17 protein-coding genes and 4 pseudogenes are annotated in these 20,865 nt (G+C 59.4%); 16 read left to right on the top strand and 5 right to left on the bottom strand.

Annotated elements, in window-relative coordinates; genetic code table 11:
- Positions 1 to 508: 508 nt before the first annotated feature.
- Both BGRAMDRAFT_RS20460 and BGRAMDRAFT_RS20455 read right to left on the bottom strand, forming a co-directional pair.
- Positions 509 to 1,339, bottom strand: a complete 831-nt coding sequence (locus BGRAMDRAFT_RS20460; RefSeq protein WP_006050719.1) for an undecaprenyl-diphosphate phosphatase — start codon at positions 1,337 to 1,339, stop codon at positions 509 to 511.
- 179 nt (positions 1,340 to 1,518) lie between these two features.
- A complete protein-coding gene (locus BGRAMDRAFT_RS20455) occupies positions 1,519 to 2,121 on the bottom strand; it encodes a cytochrome b (RefSeq protein WP_006050718.1) in 603 nt (200 codons plus the stop codon).
- 964 nt (positions 2,122 to 3,085) lie between these two features.
- On the opposite strand from BGRAMDRAFT_RS20455, the pseudogene BGRAMDRAFT_RS35030 reads away from it, so the two are divergent.
- The 5 genes and pseudogenes from BGRAMDRAFT_RS35030 to BGRAMDRAFT_RS20425 all read left to right on the top strand — a co-directional run bounded on the left by BGRAMDRAFT_RS35030 (position 3,086) and on the right by BGRAMDRAFT_RS20425 (position 8,527).
- Positions 3,086 to 3,403 (top strand): annotated as a pseudogene (locus tag BGRAMDRAFT_RS35030) (potassium channel family protein).
- 374 nt (positions 3,404 to 3,777) lie between these two features.
- Positions 3,778 to 4,008, top strand: coding sequence for a hypothetical protein (locus BGRAMDRAFT_RS20440; RefSeq protein WP_232292312.1), 231 nt, complete (start codon positions 3,778 to 3,780; stop codon positions 4,006 to 4,008).
- Between the two features lie 175 nt (positions 4,009 to 4,183).
- Entirely contained in the window at positions 4,184 to 5,917 is a 1,734-nt protein-coding gene (locus tag BGRAMDRAFT_RS20435) for a SulP family inorganic anion transporter (protein WP_006050713.1), read from the top strand.
- Between the two features lie 71 nt (positions 5,918 to 5,988).
- Positions 5,989 to 7,410, top strand: coding sequence for a DUF2252 domain-containing protein (locus BGRAMDRAFT_RS20430; RefSeq protein ID WP_006050712.1), 1,422 nt, complete (start codon positions 5,989 to 5,991; stop codon positions 7,408 to 7,410).
- A gap of 196 nt (positions 7,411 to 7,606) precedes the next feature.
- Positions 7,607 to 8,527, top strand: a complete 921-nt coding sequence (locus tag BGRAMDRAFT_RS20425; RefSeq protein WP_232292311.1) for a hypothetical protein — start codon at positions 7,607 to 7,609, stop codon at positions 8,525 to 8,527.
- A 57-nt stretch (positions 8,528 to 8,584) separates the two neighbouring features.
- On the opposite strand, the gene BGRAMDRAFT_RS35025 is transcribed toward BGRAMDRAFT_RS20425, so the two are convergent.
- Entirely contained in the window at positions 8,585 to 8,968 is a 384-nt protein-coding gene (locus BGRAMDRAFT_RS35025) for a hypothetical protein (RefSeq protein ID WP_006050710.1), read from the bottom strand.
- Positions 8,969 to 9,373: 405 nt separating this feature from the next.
- On the opposite strand from BGRAMDRAFT_RS35025, the gene BGRAMDRAFT_RS20415 reads away from it, so the two are divergent.
- Positions 9,374 to 10,507 (top strand): hypothetical protein, encoded by a 1,134-nt coding sequence (locus BGRAMDRAFT_RS20415; protein WP_006050709.1) that lies wholly within the window; start codon positions 9,374 to 9,376, stop codon positions 10,505 to 10,507.
- 231 nt (positions 10,508 to 10,738) lie between these two features.
- Here the strand turns inward: BGRAMDRAFT_RS20415 and BGRAMDRAFT_RS20410 are convergent.
- Positions 10,739 to 11,142 (bottom strand): annotated as a pseudogene (locus BGRAMDRAFT_RS20410) (amino acid kinase family protein); the annotation flags it as partial.
- On the opposite strand from BGRAMDRAFT_RS20410, the pseudogene BGRAMDRAFT_RS33790 reads away from it, so the two are divergent.
- A pseudogene (locus tag BGRAMDRAFT_RS33790) lies at positions 11,137 to 11,852 on the top strand (MGH1-like glycoside hydrolase domain-containing protein); the annotation flags it as partial. The pseudogenes BGRAMDRAFT_RS20410 and BGRAMDRAFT_RS33790 overlap by 6 nt on opposite strands.
- Positions 11,853 to 12,361: 509 nt before the next feature.
- Here BGRAMDRAFT_RS33790 and BGRAMDRAFT_RS35465 read toward each other — a convergent pair.
- A pseudogene (locus BGRAMDRAFT_RS35465) lies at positions 12,362 to 12,591 on the bottom strand (ISL3 family transposase); the annotation flags it as partial.
- Positions 12,592 to 12,729: 138 nt separating this feature from the next.
- Between BGRAMDRAFT_RS35465 and BGRAMDRAFT_RS20385 the strand changes: the two are divergent.
- From BGRAMDRAFT_RS20385 to BGRAMDRAFT_RS20345, 9 genes are all read left to right on the top strand, one after another.
- The gene (locus BGRAMDRAFT_RS20385; protein WP_006050703.1) at positions 12,730 to 13,197 is read left to right on the top strand and encodes a POTRA domain-containing protein; all 468 of its coding nucleotides are present in this window, start codon (positions 12,730 to 12,732) and stop codon (positions 13,195 to 13,197) included.
- A 71-nt stretch (positions 13,198 to 13,268) separates the two neighbouring features.
- Entirely contained in the window at positions 13,269 to 13,472 is a 204-nt protein-coding gene (locus BGRAMDRAFT_RS20380) for a hypothetical protein (protein WP_006050702.1), read from the top strand.
- A gap of 1,559 nt (positions 13,473 to 15,031) precedes the next feature.
- Positions 15,032 to 15,688, top strand: coding sequence for a DsbA family oxidoreductase (locus BGRAMDRAFT_RS20370; protein WP_044021489.1), 657 nt, complete (start codon positions 15,032 to 15,034; stop codon positions 15,686 to 15,688).
- On the top strand, positions 15,651 to 16,277 hold the full coding sequence (locus BGRAMDRAFT_RS33785) for a helix-turn-helix domain-containing protein (protein WP_083803835.1): 627 nt from the start codon (positions 15,651 to 15,653) through the stop codon (positions 16,275 to 16,277). Before BGRAMDRAFT_RS20370 ends, BGRAMDRAFT_RS33785 begins: the two co-directional genes overlap by 38 nt.
- Before the next feature lie 254 nt (positions 16,278 to 16,531).
- Positions 16,532 to 17,059, top strand: a complete 528-nt coding sequence (locus tag BGRAMDRAFT_RS20365; RefSeq protein WP_006050700.1) for a hypothetical protein — start codon at positions 16,532 to 16,534, stop codon at positions 17,057 to 17,059.
- A 161-nt stretch (positions 17,060 to 17,220) separates the two neighbouring features.
- The gene (locus BGRAMDRAFT_RS20360) at positions 17,221 to 17,712 is read left to right on the top strand and encodes a YybH family protein (protein ID WP_006050699.1); all 492 of its coding nucleotides are present in this window, start codon (positions 17,221 to 17,223) and stop codon (positions 17,710 to 17,712) included.
- Positions 17,713 to 17,769: 57 nt separating this feature from the next.
- Positions 17,770 to 18,666: an alpha/beta hydrolase gene (locus BGRAMDRAFT_RS20355; protein ID WP_044021486.1), complete on the top strand. Its 897-nt coding sequence runs from the start codon at positions 17,770 to 17,772 to the stop codon at positions 18,664 to 18,666.
- Positions 18,667 to 18,682: 16 nt separating this feature from the next.
- Positions 18,683 to 19,471: an enoyl-CoA hydratase/isomerase family protein gene (locus BGRAMDRAFT_RS20350; RefSeq protein ID WP_006050697.1), complete on the top strand. Its 789-nt coding sequence runs from the start codon at positions 18,683 to 18,685 to the stop codon at positions 19,469 to 19,471.
- Positions 19,472 to 19,651: 180 nt separating this feature from the next.
- A complete protein-coding gene (locus BGRAMDRAFT_RS20345; RefSeq protein ID WP_006050696.1) occupies positions 19,652 to 20,431 on the top strand; it encodes an alpha/beta fold hydrolase in 780 nt (259 codons plus the stop codon).
- Positions 20,432 to 20,865 lie beyond the last annotated feature (434 nt).

Genomic DNA, 20,865 nt, shown 5'->3' with positions numbered 1-20,865 from the left:
AGAATGACTCCGGCCGGACACTCGGGGGTTGACCTGCGTCAACCAATTGGCTGCGGGGCGACGCAGCTTGCAGGCCGTGACCGGGTGTTGCGACGTTGCGCCATTCCACGCAACGGACGCTGCCAGCGAGGATGAGTGCATACAGCATGGCGTGTCCGGTGTGAAGCGAAACACGAGGGCCTATCAAGAATGCCTCAATGCGATCGGCAGCCAGCGAGCTGGTCCTACCCGTACCCGGCGACGAGAGGGAGATTGCGGTGCTGGCCGTATCCGCTCACGGGGCAACGCGCCATCCGGCCTGCAAGTATGTCAGCTAAACGGGTACCCGACTTTGCTGGCCCGGGTTCAGTGAGCTTTGACAAAAACTGGCGGTCAGCGGGCCCGTAAACTACTCCGGGCGGATTGCGACGTGCGCCGGCTGAGGCTGTTATCCCGGCAACCAGACACTGTACCCGTGACAACTCTCGATGCCCTGGTTTCGCAGCGCATGGGACGGCATCGACCCATTTCAGGCCGGTTGTGGATACAGCGCCAACCAGCCGAGGAACACGATGCCCGCGATCACGCAGTAGACGCCGAACGAAGCAAGGCGTCCGCGGCCTTCGAAATAGCGCATCAGGAAACGCACGCTGAGATATGCGGCGATCGCGGTCAGCACCCCGCCCAGCAGCGCGTCCGCGAGTTGGCCGGGCGCGTGGAAGAGCTTCGGCAATTCAAGCAAACCGGCTGCGAAAATGATCGGCGTGCCCAGCAGGAACGAAAACTCGGCGGCCTTCTCCGTCGTCAGGCCCGCCGCACTGCCGGCGATCATGGTCAGGCCGCTGCGCGAGAAACCGGGAATCAGCGCACCGATCTGCGCCAGGCCGACGAGAAAGGCCTGGCGAAACGTCAGCTTCTCCGGCGGCTGATGTGCACGCGTACGCTGCAGGCGATCGCCGAGCCACAGCAGCACGCCGTTCACGATCAGCGCGAGAGCAACGATGCGCAGGTCGTGGAAAAGCCGCTCGAGGCGCTTTTCGAGTAGCAGCCCGACCAGCCCCGCCGGAATCGTGCCAATAATAAGCGCCCACACCATGTGCGCGTCGTCGTTGCGCCGGCCGCCGAACGATGTAAAAAAGCCGCGCACCAGCGCGCGCCACCGCGCGCGGAAATACCAGAGGAGCGCGAACGCGGTGCCTAGATGGAGCGCGACGAGAAACGGCAGCAATTGCGGCGCATGTTTGTCGATGTGCATGCCAAACAGCGCGGGCACGAGCAATGTATGGCCGAGACTGCTCACCGGAAAAAGTTCGGTGACGCCCTGCAAAACGCTTAGAAAGATGAGGAACGACAGGTTCAAGGGCGGTCCTTGTAGAAAATGTGTAATCGTCGAACGGTCCGACATGTGTGGCGCAGTGACAGCGGTCCAGCCAATATCCCAACTTGCCGGGGTCCTCGTGCGCGACTAGCGTTACAGTTGGCCGGGCCGTAGAGCACGCGAGCCGGCGTCGCCACCATCACCAGGGGTCATTTAACTCTTCACGTGTCGTCTCTGCGCTTCTGACCCGGTAGCATGCGGAGGAGCACGTCATCGCGCAGAAAGAAGTGGTGAAACAACGCCGCTGCTGCGTGGGAGCCCGCCAACACGATGATCGTCCATCCGATGAGATCGTGCGCTTCTCCGACGCTGTGGTGGGCTGGTTTGCTAAAGGGCGGGAACGGCGGTGGGAGCTCCAGTCCAAAAAAGCTCATGGATTCGTTGCCCGACCAACGCAGAACGAACCCCAGCAGAGCCTCAGAAACCAGCAATACATAGAGCACGTAGTGGACAGTCCTGGCGGCATGCTCCACCCACCCGACGTTTGGGGGCGGCGCCTGATGTCCACGTAACAGACGCCATCCGATTCGCGCGATCAGCACCGCCGTAAGCAGGATGCCGAACGACATGTGCGCCACAATCATGAGGTGCCGCGTCGGACGCGGCGTTAAACCCCACGTTTGCGCAAGTAGGAATTGGCCTAGAACAAGGACTGCGGTAACCCAGTGCAGGGCAATGGAAAAACTGTCGTAGGTCCTTTTGTCATCACCGGCCGCAATTCGCGTGGCCGCTGACGAGGCGTTAGAGATCTTGTCGCGTAGCATCGGTCTGTGCCTATCAAAAGGTCATCGCGGCGATTCCTTGTCGTCGTCTTTCGTGACGGAAACGCAATGGTCAATCCCGGACAGAAACTGCAAGACAGCGGCCACGCTATGGTGGGCGACTGTGCGATCGTATGCGTCTACGCCGGCACAATTCACCGCTGCTATGTAATCGTTCGCCATGCGACTAGCGAAACTCACTAATCCAGGAAACGCCAGGATTACTCCCGTGGCCCAGCAGCGAAAATGTAGTGTCTCGAAACGGCTTCGTCGACGCCGAGCAACGCAATGCCGACAAGCGCCGCACTCTGTGGAAGCATCGCACCAGAGGCAGCACTCTTCAGATATGCGCGGGCAACGCGGACAGTGTCGTGTTCCAAGCTTTCCTCCTGGCAGTCGCGCCGGACAGACGCAGCTACCGCGGTTCCGGCTAATATGACCGCACAAGCTGAAGGTTTCCTGAAGTCCGCGAGCGTTTTATCGCCTCCGCATGCGCCGGCGAACAGGAAAGGGCACGAAAAGACATCGTGAATCAAAACGCGAACGATTTCCACTCGCGGTCATCGCATCGCATACGCTTACCAATGCGAAGTGGCGTGCCCAGCTGCTTTAGCGTCTACCGGAGCCCTCGGATATGGCAACAAGGCAAGAACTGAAGCGCTATCGGGCCAACCTTGCCGACGAACTGCATGGCGCGGCCATTTACGAGACGCTCGCGCGAGTCGAAGCAGACCCCGAAAGAAGACGGACCTTTGGCGAGTTAGCCGCCTCCGAACGGGAGCACGCGAAGATCTGGGCAGACAAGCTCAAAGCAAATAAACAGCATGTTCCTACCAGACCGGGCGTAAAGCCCGTGCTGATGAAAGGGCTGGTTCATGTATTGGGGCCGCGATTTGTCCTCCCCTCAATTGCTGCCACCGAGTTCGCCGACCGGAACAAGTATGCCCACAGCCCCGACACAGCGAAGATGTCAGAGGACGAACGCCACCACGCGAGCAAACCGGCCGCGAAAATGACGGGAATGTATTACATCGGGGACCCCGTGTAGACGGTGAAGCGAACGCCTTCGACGATGGAGGAAACCTTGTACTTCTGCGCGATCACGGCGCTGACCATCGGGTACGGCGACGTCGTTCCCACCTCAACGTTCGACCGGATCGATGCGATATTGCTGGGGCTGGTCGGCATGGTGTTCACGCGGCTGATCGTTGCTCTAGCCCTGCGGGGCGTGCAGGAAGCTGCGCGACGGGCGGCGGGCGTTGTCGCAGATCCCGGCAAGCAATAACCACTGTGTTGTCGGAGACTGATCCGCCAACGCTGACCACGCGACTGTCATTGGACCAAAGTCCGATACAACATTCTTCTCGATGCGTATAGGCTGAAAGTTCATCTGCTTTCGCGCTCCGGCCGAGCGGGTATCGCTTAACGAACACGAAAGAGACCGGCGACCTGTGACAGTCACGCATGCGCCGCCAATAATTCGCGCGCGCGTCTATCGCACAGCGCCGTTGCTTACGTTGTCCATCGCGGTTTGAGGCTGCCAGACAAGCCAGTCGGCATTCGTACTGCGATGATGCAGGTCCTCGCGGGATTGTGCAGTTTTAAGAAGGATTTGGCCGCCTGCAAGCAGGATTGGGCGTTGCGATAGATTCGGTTACCGTGGAATTCGACTTGACCGTGGACGGCACCGCGAACGCATCGGTGGTGGTCGCTCCTGATATCCGGTTCATCCCGGCCGTCAGCTACGGCCAGATCATTGCCTCGACGAGGGAAAGCAGGCTGATGCTTACGCTGAAGAACGCGGTAAGCGACAGCGCGCCAGGCGGCACAGAGTGCGATGCGTCGGAGCCGAAGAATCAGCTGTCGCAGCTCGCTTTGACTATCCGCTAGAAAGCCGATTCTTCAGGACAGTCAGCGATTCGGACACGCCATGACGCGCAGCGACACCGACTCTGCCACGCAGATATCGCGCAGTGGCTTCGTACAGGGGCCAACGTGAGACTGCACCGTGCGGACACCTGTTGCCCGTTCCGGTAACGCTTGTAGCTACACATGGAACGCGAATATGCGCCATCTGCCCCTGTCGCAACATGGTCCCGGCTTTCATCTTCCGGTTCTCGAGTGGGTTCGCGGTTACGATAAGTCGTGGGTCAAACCGGATTGTGTTGCTGGTGTCACGGCGGCGGCGGTCGTGTTACCAAAAGCAATGGCATACGCGACGGTCTCTGGGCTGCCCGTGCAGATAGGGCTCTATACGGCGTTGGTGCCGATGGTGGTCTACGCACTCCTCGGTACATCGAGGCCGCTTAGTGTGAGTACCACTGCGACGCTGGCTATTCTCACGGCGACTGCGCTGGGACAGGCAGTACCGGATGGCGGAGTAGGCAACCTCGCGATAGCCACTGCCACGCTGACTCTACTGGTCGGTGTCATTCTCGTACTCGCCGGGCTTCTGAGACTCGGGTTCGTCGCCAACTTCATTTCCGAGCCTGTGCTGACCGGCTTTAAGGGCGGCATTGCCGTCGTCATAGTACTCGATCAGTTGCCCAAACTGTTTGGCATCCACGTGGTCAAGGGCTCGTTTGTTCATAACTTATACGCGTTCGTCACCGGGCTTCCTCACGCGTCAGCGGCCACGATTGCCGTCGGTGCCGCGACAGTAGCGATACTCGTTCTGCTCGAACGTCTCTATCCGAAATCGCCGGCTCCACTGATTGCCGTCGCGTGCGGAATTGCGGGCGTGTACTTCCTTGGACTTCCCCGTTATGGAATAGAGGTTGTCGGCCATATCCCGACCGGGCTGCCGTCGCTCGTCATGCCGGACGTCTCGTTGCTTGCAGCCCTCTGGCCGGCGGCCGTGGGCATCGCCCTGATGAGCTTCACAGAAAGTATTGCTGCGGGCCGGGCGTTCGTCCAGAGCGGCGAACCTGTCCCGCTGCCAAATCGTGAACTTGTGGCGACGGGTCTCGCCAACGCAGCAGGCGCGCTGTTGGGTTCCATGCCCGCAGGCGGCGGGACTAGCCAGACGGCAGTCAATCGCCTCGTGGGTGCGCGCTCCCAATTGGCTGAGCTTGTGACAGCTGCCGTAACTTTGGGCACGATGCTCCTGCTCGCGCCCCTTATCGGACTGATGCCGTATGCGACGCTCGCTGGCGTCGTGATCGTCTATTCGGTCGGGTTGTTCAAACCCGCGGACTTTCGCGCGATTCTCGCCGTCAGACGCACGGAGTTCGTCTGGGCACTCGTGGCGCTCGCGGGCGTTGTGCTGCTCGGTACGTTGCGCGGCATTCTGATCGCGATTCTGGTGTCGCTTGTCGCGTTGGCATACCAGGTGTCGAATCCTCCCGTGCATGTGCTGCGCCGCAAGCGAGGCACTAACGTGTTCCGGCCGGTCAGCGCGGAGCATCCGGACGATGAGGAGTTTCCAGGAATGCTGCTTGTGCGTCCCGAGGGCCGAATCTTTTTCCTCAACGCGTCGAATGTCGGTCACAAGATTACCCCTCTCGTGGATGAGGCGCGCCCCCGCGTTGTAGCCCTCGACATGCGGGCCGTTTTCGACCTTGAATACACGGCCTTGAAAATGTTGACGGAGGCGGAAAAGAAATATCGCGAGGCTGGAATTGCCTTGTGGCTGGTAGGCCTTAGTCCTGGGGTATTCGCTGTGGTGCAGAACGCGCCGCTTGGCAAGGCGCTGGGACGCGAACGCATGTTTCTTAATCTCGAACAGGCGGTGACTGCGTGGCACGAATCGCAACGAGAGCAGCCCGCCCGGGACGCATCGTTGGAAATGCCGCCGTGAGCGGCCAGATGCCGTCCAAAAAGTTTAGTGGTAACAGTAACGGGTAAAAGGCGAACTAGCCAGGGGCTATCATGGACAAAGCCGTTTCGAAGAAAGCCGCACGCAATACGCAGGCGAAACCGGTTCTGTATCGCACGCCGGATGAAAGGGCGGCAGAAGGAAGAGTCATACGTGATTCGGTATCCCGATCATCTCAAGCCGGATGGGCGTTGCCCGCCCGACGCCGGGACCCGATCGAACTGCTCAATGAGTCCAATGAAGGCCGTCTCCCGAGCCTGATTCCCATTCGTTTCGGTCGGATGTCGCAATCCCCGTTCGCCTTCTATCGCGGCGCCGCGGCGGTGATGGCGGCAGATCTGGCTTCCACGCCTACAAGCGGTGTACAGGTGCAGGCGTGTGGCGACGCGCACCTGATGAACTTCGGCGGATTTGCGACGCCGGAGCGAAATGTGATTTTTGACATCAATGATCTGGACGAGACGTTGCCTGCCCCGTTCGAATGGGATTTAAAGCGGCTCGCAGCGAGCGTGGTGATTGCGGCCCAGCACCTGGAATTGCCCTACAGCGAGACGGTGCGCATAGCGGCGGACCTGGTGCGGGAGTATCGCGAACGCATGCACGACTATGCTTCGATGCGCGTGCTCGACGTCTGGTATGACCGTATCGACCTGCAAAAGTACCAGGACAGGTCAGGCGATTCCGCGATCGTAGAAGCCACGCGTAAGCGGATTGCGCAACGGATCGAAACTGAGCGCCGCAAGACCGTGCCGGACCATCTGTATCCGAAGCTTGTTACGGAGCAGGGCGGACGCCCCCGAATCAAGGACGATCCGCCTCTCATGTTTCATCCTACTGAAGAGATGGCGCCGGGTCTTCAGTCGGGGTATGCCGAGGCGATCGCCTCGTATCGCGATAGCCTCGCAGATCATGTCCGCGTCCTGTTCGACAGATTTCGCATCGTGGACCTCGCGCTCAAGGTGGTGGGGGTGGGTAGTGTCGGCACCATGTGCGGCGTAGGTCTGTTCATTGCGTCTGACAACGACCCGTTGTTTTTGCAAGTCAAGGAGGCGAGGGCGTCGGTACTCGAGCCCTATGCGGGCAAGAGTGGGTATGCGAATCACGGTCAGCGGGTAATCGCGGGCCAACGCATCATGCAATCCGCCAGCGATGTATTTCTCGGCTGGAGTCGCGGTCAGAACGGTCGGCACTTCTATGTTCGCCAGCTTCGCGATATGAAGATATCGGTTGTGATCGAAGCGCTCGATGCAGGGATGCTTCGCCAGTATGCCCGCATGTGCGCACACGCTCTTGCGCGCGCTCACGCGCGTTCGGGGGATCCTGCGATGATCGCCGGCTACATGGGTTCGGGCCAGACGTTCGACGACGCAATGACCGAATTCGCAACAGAATACAGCTCACAAAACCGGCGCGATTATCGCGACTTCGTCCAGGCGATCCGCGAAGGCAGGATCGAAGCAGTAATGGAAGGATAGGCCCGGGGGCATTGAGTGTGCGCCAAACTCCACCAGCGCACTTCCGCCGAAAAGGCAGTTCGCGACTATCCGTTCCTACTGCGGGAAAAGTAGCTGGAGGCGACCGATGAGATTACTCCGCAGGCTGTTTGCGCAGCACCATGGGTGGACAGAATCAAGTGCGAGGTCACGGGAAACCGTTGCTCGCGTCCTCGCGATGAACCCGCGATTAAAGTACGCCCGTCACTACGAAGAAAAGCTCACGCGCGCGGTAACCTCCGCGCACGAATACGTGGACAAACTGGTCGCGTCGCTGCCCTCGCCGCACGAGGCCAACGCTGACGCATGGTCGTCCGATCCGTTGATTCGGGCCATGTTTGCCACGCGAGAAGATCTGGCCGACGCCTTTAGCCGCTCGGAAACACTGCAAACCTATTTCGACAGAGAAGCGGATCAAGCGGCGGCCTATGCCGTCCTCGGCATGTCGATGATCGAGCGGCACGTATTGGGCGTCGCGATGGAAGGAAACTCGATTCGTCACGACGTGCCGCAAACTACGCTCTGCTTCAGTGATCACCGCGTTTCTATCTGCAGCAATTCCGAAGCATCGCTACGCGTGGAAATCGGGCGTCGAATGATTGACCAATTGGCGCTTGAGGGGCTTGCGAGCCTTTCTACGATGCAACGCAACCTGGCGCGTCAATCGCGGGAATTAATCGAGGAGCGCGTCGCGCTGTTGGAGCAGCAAGGCACTGGTATGCGGGCCGTAATAGGCGCCTCGCTGTTACCTGCCGGATCGGCTGAAGTGGAGCGCCTGCAGGCGCAGATCGATTCGAATTCCGCAACGCTCGCCGCGCTTAGAGTGCCTGGGCGGTTAGCTGATCTCGAAGTGAAATGCGTGTGCGACGTGATGTCGTCACCGTCTGATCATCTCTTCGTTGCGAGCAGGCGTGTGCGCCTCGATATGATGAACGTGATTCAGCCAGCCGGAGTGGCGGCGGCCCACGAAATCGAGTGCTACTTCGCGCGCGTTCCCGGTAATCCCCCTATTACGAGAACGTTCGCGCTTGTCCGGTTTCCCCGTAAGGAATTGCTGCCGGCTGGATTGCGCATCGATCTGGCGACGCGCGCCATTTAGACACCTATGGTAGACGACCCGACCGAACTAGTGCATCACGGTGTGATCCACGTTGGACTAGTTGATCTGCAGAGCTATCGTTGAGTTGTTGGCGAGCCAATTTTCCATGTGCGCTGCTTCTTCTTTTGCGCCTGCTTTCGGCATTTTGGGAGCGTCGGTACGCATACGTTGGGACTTTGCATCCAGAGAAAGCAGGATCCGCTCCCCGTGATAGCAGAGCGATGCCTGCTGCAAAACGGCATCGAGGATTTGTCGCTTGCCGAGCTGGAAAGCGAGAAGGATTTGTTGCTCCGACATATCGCGTGCGCCAAGCGATTCGCACACTGTGTGACGGGAGAGCTCGAAGGCGCGATATCCCCAACCGAAACCATAGACGGAGAACCACACAGTTGATTCCAGGGACAGTATCGGCACCGTAATACAGATCGTTGGCTGGTTCATATCGGACACTCCACTGAAGAGCTGGTCTCATTCACCGGCACACTCGCATGGTGTTGACTGTCACAACCTTTTCTTACGAGCGGCGCGCGCCTGCCATACAGCATAGGCTTTGAGGCAACTGCCTGCTTGATACAGGTCAAGGTAGATAGAAGGCGACACCCAGATCGCATGGCGCGCCACCGGTCGACGAATGCGTTCCGCCATGTGCGGTTTGCCGGAAGGGCTCGTTGACGGACTGATCTGAGTCAACCGACGTAAAGCAGTATAGGCGTCCAGTACATGAGCACACCGAACGCGTGCCAAAAGGAGCGCTAACGTTTTCGAATAGCCCGAAGCGCCGGACGCCTCGCGAGAGTTGCCGGCAGCATTCTGTAGCGAAGTCCCGGACGCGGAGGTCAGACAGCCATGAGACAGGCGTATCCCTGCAGCAGCATCCGTAGTACTGGCTGCATCGGCTTCCTGGTTCGCAGGCTGTCATGCGCTTGCGTCGCCGTGTGCCTGCTGGCTTCCGGCTGCACGTCCATTGGCCCCACCACTATCGTTGCGGACCGCTTCGACTACAGCGCGGCGATTGCCGACTCGTGGAAGCAGCAAACGCTGCTGAACATCGTCAAGCTTCGGTACCTGGACTTGCCGGTCTTCGTCGAGGTCGCATCTGTTGTCAGCGGTTATTCTCTTCAAACCGGTGTGTCGGTGAATGGGACGTTGTCCGGGGAGAGGGCAGTGCAAGGTAACTTTTTGGCCGCTGGAGTACAGGGTGTCTATACCGACCGGCCGACCATCACGTATTCGCCGGCGACGGGGCAAAAGTTTTTACGAGGCTTGCTTGAACCGATCGACCCGAAGAATATCTTCTTCATGCTCCAGAGTGGCTATGCAGCGGATTTCCTGTTGGGCATGACGGTGGAGTCGCTCAACGGCGTGCGCAATCGCTCGACGGCCGCCGGAATGATGCAGGAGGCGGATCCGGACTTTCTTCGGGCCGTTGCACTGCTGCGCGAAGTACAGGCCACGGGCGCCGTTGGCATGCGCGTCGAGGAGGACAAGGATAAGGATAAGGGTTCAACCGCGGTGCTACTGTTTCGGCGCGATGACATCGCTGCCGACGTCGTGGCAAAGACCGCCGAAGTGCGCCGCTTGCTGCGCATGCCAATCGGGCCACAAAAATTCAAGATCAAGTATTCTCCGGCGCGCGGTGCCGACGATGAACTGACAGTGAACAGCCGCTCAATGCTGCAAATCATGCAGGCCTTCTCCAGCTATATCGACGTGCCGGAAGAGCATCTGGCTGACCATAGTGCGCTTCCCGTCGTCGCGCAGAGCGCAGCCGAACTGCAGCAGGGTGCAGTGCAAATTCACAGTGGCAAGCAAAGACCTGTCAACGCTTATGCAGCAGTGCGCTACCGTGACTACTGGTTCTGGATCGATCAGGGCGACCTGCGAACCAAACGGGCGCTTAACGCCGTCATGCTGTTTTTCACGATGGCGGACACTGGCGCTCAGGAAGCGCTTCCGCTGGTGACGATTCCCGCGCAATAACCGTAGCGGCGAATCGCGGGGTTGCGCTGGAACTGACGTTGTTTGTGCGCGAGACTTTCGAGCGCCGCCCAACGGTCTTCGACGTTGCCCGTCGTTTTGTCACGCGCATGCGAACCGGGCGTTCGCCTGGCGCCAGCTTTATTAGCGTTGGGCCGGGCCGGCATCCGGCCCGGCCCCATGCAGCTCATTGCGCAGCGTGCCCGAGACTGTCGCGGATCAGATGCGCGAGGTTTACGTTTCCACTGGGCCGACTGCACGGTAGCGGATGCCGGTTGCCGAACCGCTCACGCAGGTACCGGCTCTGTGTTCGGTAATGGCCTGAATGTCGGCTAACGAGCCGATCACAGCGTCTTTACCGGTTTGACGAGTGAACTCAATTGCCGCTTTTACTTTCGGGCCCAGCGAACCAGCTTCGAACCCGAGTTTCTCCAGCTCATTGGGGTCCGCCTGCGCGACGGCTCTCTCGTCGGGCGTGCCCCAATCGACATACACCGCGTCGACGTCCGTCGCGACCACCTACATATCCGCATCCAGTTCCTGTGCGAGAAGCGCCGAGCAAAGATCCTGTCAATGACCGCTTCAACGCCGACCAGTTTTTTATTTTCGTGGCAGGTCGGGATGCCACCTCCGCCTACGAGTGCGATTTCAGTGATGTAAATCCGCCCGTTCATGCCGCCGCCACGCTCAGGCTGTACACGGACGAGTAAGAACTCGGATGGGCTGATTCGCGTTTCCTGGTCGTTTCAAAGTTGATGCTTAGTTTCAACTGGTGGGTGAATCGCCAGGACCCGTCGGGGGTCAATGTGTTCGACGGCGGCTTCATCGGTCTTGACAACATCGGCGTGTTCGACCGCAGCGCGGAGCTGCCGACTGGCGGATCGCTCGAGCAGGCGGATGGGACGGCATGGATGGCGTTCGACTGCCAGACCATGCTTGAGATGGCGATCAATCCAAGTGACTACGACCCGATCTACGAGAACGTCGCGTTCAAGTTCGTTCAGCGTTTGCTCTAGATCGCCTATGCATTCGATCGGCGCGGCGAACACAAAGACGATATGTGAGACGGCGACAACGGCTTTTTTATGATCTGCTGCGGCTTCCCGACGGCAAGACGACGCGCCTGAAGACCCGGTCGCTCGTGGGACTGCTGCCGCTGTGCGCGTCGACGGTGTTCGAGGCACGCTCCCTCGCGCGCTTTCCGAAGCTGGTTGAACTGGTTGCGCAGTTTCGCAAACGCTATCCAGAACTGATCCCGAAGGTTGTCCCGATCGACACCGGGTTCATCGGCTACAACGAGTGCCGGCTTCTGTCGATTCTGAACAAGGGCAGGCTAGAAAGGGCGCTTCGGTGTGTAGCTTAACGCCTGTTAATAGTTTTTTTTCTGAGGGCTTATATATCATCCGCGAGTTCTCGCGAATCAATTACCAAGTCTTTCCTCTCGAGTGCTACTTCTGGCCCGGCACGGAGCGTGAATTCAAGTGTCGAGCCATGGTAGGCGCCTGCCTGAGGAAAGCAATCCCACGTCCGCGAGCGCACAGAGACCTACCGTTGTCAAAGACTGCGCTGACGATTCAAGTACGTCGCGCTTGTCGCTGAAAAACGGTCGATCACCGTATTCCATACTCCAGGATCGGTGAAATCTAATAAGAAGCATAACTAATTATTGTCGGGGTGAAATGCATGGCCAGCAGATTAACCAGCTCGCAGCAGGCGAGCAGTCAGCCGTCGACCGTGACGAACAATGGGCTGACGCAATTCCAGCAGAACGTCAAAGGAACCTGTGCCGCGCCGATAAGCGGAACCGGCGTCGTCGATAAAGACGGGCCTGGGGCGTTGACGCTTGCACCTGGCGGCGCGGGCCACCGCGGCAAGACGCATCTGCTGGCGAGTGCGAGCGCCATGGTCTCACGCAGCAGCGTGAACGCGCCGAGCTTGCCGACCCAACCGGGCTCGACGAGCGCGACGCAGCGATCGGGCAGCCTCACACGCGACGTGCGCACTTCGAGATTGTACTCATGCCGGAAGAAGTTCAGGTGCCGGTAGCGCTTGAGGACAGTGCCATGCGCAGGATGCCCGCCAGCCACTTATCCATACAGAAAGCAAGTGCCGGCGAACAACTGACTATGCATGACTTCCTTGTTATGCAAAAAACCGGGGAGACCACCCACCCGGAATTCAACAGAGGCAATTTTTAAGTCTCGATCGACGGCCATAACCGACCTATGACCTTCCGAAGAAAACTTCACACTCCTATTGGTCTGGCGATCGTGATCGTCGCGGCTCCTGCTTACGCGCAGTCTTTACCGAATGCAGGTTCGCTCCTGAACGAGCAGCAAATCGCTCCACAACCGCGCGCACCGCAAGCCACAACCCCGGAAGAAGTCATTCCGTCCGAAGCCGCACCGGGCGCAGCCGAACCACAAGTCGGCCCGACTGTGACGCTGAAGTGCATCACTTTCGACGGTGACAAGAGTGTGGCAGATGCAGAAGATTTGCGGTCTGTTACTGCCTTGATGGTGGGCAAGAAACTGACCTACGCGGGCTTGCAGAAAATCGCAGACACGATCCAATATCTGCGCGGTCGAGGCTACGCACTCGCTTACGCCTACCTCGCACCGCAAGACCTGACGGCGGGCAATCCTTCTGCTCGCCAAAACTCATCCGCGGATGATAACCGGCGCCCCCACTGACAAATGAAGGGCGATTTAGATCGGGTTTGCCATATGTAAGATAATGTCCTTTATCAAATATTGGGGCGCCGATGCGGGACGACAAACAAGGAAACGCGATCCTGGATCAATGGCATGCAGCCAGGGCCGCGCACAAGGTGGCGCCCCCAAGCCAGAAAGATGCCGCTTTTGCAGATGTTCTCAACGGCGAGGCGGCGGCCATTGAGCATTTTGGCATGGGGAAGCATATGGAGGCGTACAAGGACCGGTTTGGCGATTATCCGTACGCCGTATGACCATTCGACCAGTCGCTTCCGGCCTTGATGCGTACCGCAATATCATGCAGCGCCGCCTCGGAGATCCGGAAGGGCCAGAGGGAGCGACGACCATTCGACGTTGCATGAACGAAATAGGGGAGGTACACAGTCCTGAACAACCGGCCGATCGGTTCCACGTTGCAGTTTCCCGAGCGCAGGGCGGCAAGAGCAAGATGGTGCTCGAGTGAGCGGCGACGCCAGATCGTCGGCGGGAGCGGCAGCAATATGTCCCGTGTCATCGGCCGTCTGCCACCAGATTGTCTTGACTTACTTGCCCTTGGAGTCGGTGCCATAGAATCGTTTTCAGTCCGTTTCCGAATTTTACGTCACGCGCAAGATCGGGAGGTCGCGGCTGCAACGTGGCGTGCCTGTTAGGAATAGCTCCGGATGCAGCTTTCTCTGCTGGCGGCGAGATAATCGAGCCTTAAGATCGGCCTACAAGCTGCTCGCTGGATCTAATCAATAGCTTAGCGGCAGCGAGCTTGCATGCGAGTGTTTGCGCTACTGTTGTCTTCCTGGCGCCCGGCAGTCCGCCGAAGGTGATCAACACGTTTGGTGCTCCCTGATCAGTAAACGCAGACAGATTGTTATCGATCTGGGTCACGAGATCGACGGTCTCGTTGTGGCCGATCACGGTCCGATGCTGATTGCATGGCGTGCTCGCAGAGATTGATCCGCTTCGAGCCGTCATGGACCCCGCAAGGGACGGTCAACTTTCCGCGAAGCGGGCATTCAACTGATTGATTCGGGCTGCCAGACGAGGCGCTGAGTAACGACCATCAGTCGGAAGCACCGCATCAGGTGGCACCGGTTTAGTACCACCACCGGCCGGATGCCAGGAGCAGACTGCAGCAACGGAATTACCTCAGCGCCTGATATTCCGGCGAGCGGATCCTCGCGTCGGCGCTCGCGCGGCGCCTTCTCCTGCGATGGCAGTCGTGGATCCTCTTCAATGCGGTAGGTCGTGACGACGCTGAACCCGGCGCGCGCAGGCGCACTGGCCGGCCCGTCCTTGAGTCTGTGCTTCTTGAAAAAGGCATCATCTGGTGGTCGTTGAGGTGTCGTCAGGGCACCGTGGCCCCCTGGCATGCAAGGCTCGTTGATACCCGGTCCACCGCGACCACCGGGAAAGCTCTCCACTAGCGGGAAGGTCTCCGGCGCGGCGGCAGCGGTTCCGGGCTAAGCCCGTTCCCGCTGCCGCGGCGCCACTACCCTCGTCCTCATTGACGCGCTGTTCTCATCTTGATTGCCGCGCGGCAATCTGCTGGCGATCAGGCACGGGTGCGGTCTCTCAGCCCGCTCGAATACCGCAAAAGCCTGGGAATGACCGGATAACTAGTCCAGGTATCTAGCCGCACCCGCCGCGCGGACAGATTTCAGCCGGCGTTGAGATGTGGCAAAAGGAGCAGCATTTTCGTACCAGATGGGATGCGACGTGCGCTATGCAAACAGGCTGGGAGGTATTATTGTTCCCTGCGCCGCTACGTCCGATGTACGCCCCGCCCTGGCGAATACCGAGGTAATTTCGCGTGATTCCGATGCCGACCGTTCGCGTGGATTGCTGGGCAGATTATGTCTGCCCTTTCTGTTATCTGCAGATGGGTATCCTCGACCGGTTCATGGAGGAGTCCCGCGTGCAGTTCGTGCTGGAGTGGCATGCTTTTGAGCTGCGTCCCGAGCCCATTGCGTTAATTGAACCCGACGGCGAATACATCACACGCATCTGGCTCGATGCGGTCTACCCCCTCGCTGCAGAACGCAATGTGAAGATGAAGCTGCCTCCGTATGCGCCACGCAGCCGCCTTGCATTTGAGACGGCTTTTCTTGGCCGCTCGGTGGGACGCTTCGACGCTGTGCATCGCGCACTTTTCAAGGCCTATTTCGAGGATGGAAGAGATATCGGCAGAGCAGACGTGCTGCTCGATATAGCGGGCGAATGTGGGGTTGATCGCGCCGTGCTGGCTGCATCCCTTGCCGGGCAGCGATTCAGGACGGCGATCGAGGATGACGAGGCAATGGCAGGCCGACTCGGCGTAACGGGGCTTCCGTTTGTGATGTTATCGAGCACGGGCGATGATGGGGCGCGAACGCGGCCTCCCGTGGTCGTGCGCGGCGTCGCACCAATTGAGCACCTGACGGCCGCGTTGGGAAGGCTGCTTGCCGACGATCGCACAGGCGACCGCCGATCTGTCTGAACATGCGGCTCAAATCATGATCGAGCGATCCGCTGCGCTTGCCCCACAGCCTTCGTTCGTCACCGTTCAGGTACCTGCTGTCAAAAGCCATGCCCCGGACGGCAGACAAGAAGGTGCTGCGCCCGCGCTCTTCTTTGAACTTGCCACGCGCACCATTCATACGTATGTGCTCGACGGTTACCGAGACAATCGCGCAGCAGGAGCACTGCGCCGCGTCCGTGGCGGCCTGTCTCCCAGTCATCTGCAACTTGCCAAGAGCATGCTGTCGGTTCGCGATCATGACAAGGTCACACTCGCGGCACTAGGGCGTGCGTGCGGGTTGTCGCCGAGTCACTTTGCGCGGGAATTCAGGCAATCCACAGGTTTGCCGCCACACCGATGGGCGCTCAGAAACAAGATAGTCCAGGCCAAGCAGATGCTGCTGCACAGTGGGCTTTCATTGCCAGCCATTGCCTACGCCTGCGGCTTCGTGGATCAGTCCCATCTGGGACGATGGTTCAAACGGCTAACCGGCGTTAGCCCGAGAGCATGGCAGCGCATGCGCCTCGATGGCGACCCCACGCTGGCACGCGCCAGCAGCGACAGATAGATAGCATCATTTGCGTACCAACCGCGACAGAAGTCGTATTTTCTGTCGCGCACGCAAGCGCTACGATAGTCATCGGCCAACGCGGATCGAACGCGCCGCAAATCGGACGCTCCACGCGCTGCCTCGGCAACGCTGACGTCTTCCTCCGACCACCGTCAATCCGTGTCTGCTCTGAGGCAATGCAAGCAATGCGAAGAGGTGGCCAAGGATTACCCACACCGAAACAATTTACTCCTTCCCGCCGGAATCCGATCATGCACAGAATGTTATCGGTCATTGTTGTCACACTGACTCTCTCCACGGGATCGGTCGCGGCCCCGTCTGCCGTCTACAAGGAGCCACTTGACGCAAAGACGCTGGACACGATTCGATCGGATTTTGGCGAACTCATGCAATTGGCTAACCGCCACGACTTCAACGCGCTGCATGAGATGTTCTGGCAATCCCCGTCGGCACTGCTTGTCGCCAAAAGCGCGATCCCGTCCGAGGGAAACTGGGCTGGTTTCTGGGGCAATGAAGCGATCGATCAGAAGCTGCACGATATCGGCACCTCCGGCCCGGTCGTGCTTCGGCCGGACTATTCGAAATTCAGGGTTGTCGGGTTGACGAAGGACGTAGCGCAGTCCTACGCACCGGTAGACATTACTGTCTCCTATGCCGGTCAGGATGGAACGCCCAAGCCGTTTCTGATGTTGATCAACTGGATAAAAATCGACGAGGACTGGAAGGTCGCCTCGGAGATTATCCTGCCCGTGCCGCCCGCGCCTGCGGCAAAGAAATGACTCGTTGCCCAGAGCTGCGACAAGGCGTTCAGCTCGTTCGCCAGAGCCTACGCCGCCGAGCAGAGTACGGCGATCGTCTGCGTAAAACCACTCGCTTCCGACCGGCGTGATCGGATCGCGTCTGTCACTCCCCGATAGCGGCCTTTCAAGGAGCTTGAATCATGATTTCCAGCCTTAAAAATATGATCGATTCTTGCATGACCCTGACAGGGCTGCCAATTGTCGGCCCATCGGCGGCGGCTCCGGTCAGCTCGAGTGACCTGCAGGAAATCCGCGCGCTTTTCTTGCGACAGGCGGCAGGTGAAACGGCTCACGAAATGGAGGTGATTGAATCTGTGCTTGCGCGCGCGCCTCAGGGGCAACCAGATCCCGTGAACTTTGTAGCACGCGCCTATACCTTCTGGGGCCGCGAAGCGGTCCTGGATCACTTCCGCACGATCTTCACCGGCACGTGGAAATTTGAACCCGAAGAAGATGCCATCCGTGTGATCCCCCTGGGCCCGGATGTCGCTCACATTTATGCCCCTACCCGCATAACGGCGGGTGTTGCCGGTCAGCCGGAGGCGATCCTCCAGTTTCTCGTCAACGAAATCGCGATCCGTACGTCCGACGGATGGCGCATTTCAGCGATTGTTCCGGTGCCGACGCATTAACCCGAAGCTTGCTGTCACTTCTGTTCATTCAAGCCAGCGAGGCGTCGAGAGATGCGTATGATCAAGCGACTGAACGTCGAATTTGAAGCAGAGGGAGGCGTCAGACTGCGGGCGTGGCTATTCGTGCCGGCCAGCAAGGAGACCCTCCTGCCCGCGATCTCCATGGCACACGGATACGCGGGTACTCGAGATCACGGCATAGAGTGTTTTGCCCGCGCGTTCGCCGACGCGGGTTTCATCGTGTTGCTTCACGATCATAGAGGGTTCGGCGCCAGCGAAGGCGAGCCACGGCATGACATTGATCCATGGCGACAAATGGCCGATTGGCGTCGCGCAATTTCCTTTCTGGAGTCGTATGAGGGGGTGGATTCAACACGGATTGGCCTGTGGGGTACCAGCTACGCCGGCGGCCACGCCATCGTACTTGGCGCGACGGATCGTCGTCTTCGCTGCGTCGTGGCACAAGTCCCCACTATCAGCGGCTATGAACAGGGACTACGGCGGATTGCGCCCGAACTGGTCAAACCGCTGGAAGACGCATTTTCGAGTGACGAGCGCGGTCAGGCCCGGGGAGAGCCGCCTGTGCGACAGGCCATCGTCAGTGACGATCCGAACGTGCCGGCGGCATATCGTGCGGCAGATGCCATGGAATTTTATCTCCAGCCGGTGCCCTGGGGCGTCTGGCAGAACACGATCACCCTTCGTTCGACCAGAGCGGCTCGAATGTACGAGCCGGGGGCATGGGTATCCCGGGTCTCGCCAACTCCGCTACTGATGGTCGTGGCCATGCACGACACCATCACAGTCACTGATCTGGCGCTCGCGGCATATGAAAATGCGTTGCAGCCCAAGCGACTCGTGATGTTCCCGGGGGGGCACTTTGATGGATATGTAAAGTACTTCCGGGAATGCAGCACTGCCGCCGTCGACTGGTTCCGCGAACAACTCTCATGACCCACAGGAGTCGGACATGCCTCACCTCTCTGTCGATGTCTCAGATCAGGTCGCGACGATCAGCCTCAATAATCCACCGCAGAATCGTCTCGCCGAGCAGATGATCGGCGAACTGGAAAATGCGTTGACGGCCGTGGGTCAAAGCGATGCCCGTGCCGTACTGCTTCGCGCCGAGGGACCTGACTTCAGTTTCGGTGGCGACATCCTCCCATGGCAAGGGAGGTCGAATGCGGCACTACGATCACTCTTCGAGCGGTATATGAACGCTTTCAACCGCTTCGAGCGCCTGCCGCTTCCGGTCATCGTGGCGGTTCAGGGCCTGTGCTTCGGTGGTGGTCTGGAGCTCGCTCTTCGTGCGGACATTGTCTTCGCCGGAGAGTCAGCAAGGTTCGGCCATCCAGAACAGACATTGGGAGTCGCCACGATGCTCGGAGGCGTCTATCGAGTGGCGGAGCGGGCGGGTCGATTTCTTGCAGCTGAATGGGCGTTCACATCAGAACAGGTGCAAGCGGTGACGATGGAGCGGTTCGGCCTGGTAAATCGCGTCGTGCCAGATGGGAAACTGCTCGAAGAAGCCAATGCCTTTGCCGCGAAAATGGCAAAAGGCCCGACACGAGCGCACGTTGCACACAAGGCACTCCTGCGCGCCTGGACTGGTGGCGGCGTGCATGCCGCAGACCAGGCGATGTTTGACATTGCCATGCCGCTCTTTGAAACGGAGGACGCGATAGCCGGGCTGACATCCGCTATCCGGGCCGCCGCGGCAGGAAAGACACGGCCTGTTATCGGGTTCAAGGGTCGCTAGAATTCTTGCGGATTACTGCTGCGCCCCCTCCTGTTGCGAAACGTGAGCATCACTGACGCTACGGCGAATCGTCTCTGGCCGATCCGACGAGGGGTGACGTCAACAGGCAAGCGGCGCGGGTATTCCGACCCGCGCGTGAGGCATTTCATCAAGCATACAGCCCAGGAAAGGATATTGACCATGACGATGAATAGGCGTGAATTCTCGGCCGCCCTGATTGTCGGCGCCGCTGCTTCGTTTGTTTCTACCCGTGGCCTGGCGGCGATCGCTGCTCCCGAAAAGGCGCGCAATATTGTCCTCGTGCATGGACTGTTCGCTGACGGATCGTGCTGGTCGGAAGTGATCGCGCGGTTGCAGGCGGCGGGGCTCAATGTCACTGCTGTCCAGAACCCCTTGACGACATTGCCCGACGCAGTCGCCTCGGCCCTAACAGTGCTGGAACGGCAGGAGGGTCCGACGGTCCTGGTCGGACATTCGTTCTCGGGGATGATCGTGACCGAAGCCGGGGTGCATCCGAAGGTATCGGCTCTTGTGTATGTCGCTGCGCGTGCGCCGGACGCGGGCGAGGATTACACGGCCATGGCCAGGAAATATGCGACACCTCCGGCCTCCGCTGGAATTGTCTTCGACGGCGATCAGGGACGTCTCACCGAGGAGGCATTCCTGCGCGATTTCGCGGGCGACATTCCAGAAGCGAAAGCAAGGGTTCTGTATGCGGTGCAGGAGCCCTTCCACAAGGCCCTGCTCACCGGCAAGACCACACAGGCCGCCTGGCGGTCAAAGCCGAGTTTCTATGCGGTTTCCACGGAGGACCGGACGATCAACCCTGATCTTGAACGTTTCATGGCCAGGCGCATGGGAGCCAAAACCATTGAAGTCAAGGCGAGCCATCTCTCGCTGATCTCGCATCCTGACGAGATATCCCAACTCATCCTCGAGGCCGCGGGACAGCGCGGCTAATATTCTGGACCGTTGCTCGCGCACGATGCTGGCGCAAAGTCCTGAAGACCGGCCATCCACGCTGCCGCGCTTTACACCACAAGCGGGTTGTCGGTAGTGTCCCAGACAAGAGAGGTGCAAAAACTCCCGCATTCTCCAGGACAGGTTTGCCAACGTCACGCACAGTAATTGCGCCCTTCTCAATTGTGTTAAGGCGTAGGCAAAAGCAGCGTCCCGCGACGCGGCCGTCTCTCTTTGACGTCGACCAGGCGGTCGCATTTTTGTCGCTCGATTCGGCGCGACGGTGACATCATGTCGTTCAATGACATGGCGGGCTCCTTTCACGGTCAAGAGGCCCGCATCCTCACGAGCTGGCAGCGACGAGCGAGCTACTCGTGACGACCGCAGCAAGGCGAAATCCTGAATCGAACACGTTGTGTTGGACGTGATGAGGT

Source organism: Paraburkholderia graminis C4D1M (assembly GCF_000172415.1).
In the GTDB taxonomy this organism is placed as follows: domain Bacteria; phylum Pseudomonadota; class Gammaproteobacteria; order Burkholderiales; family Burkholderiaceae; genus Paraburkholderia; species Paraburkholderia graminis.
Note: the sequence above shows the minus strand (reverse complement) of the source record. Positions and strands in the feature narration are given on the sequence as shown.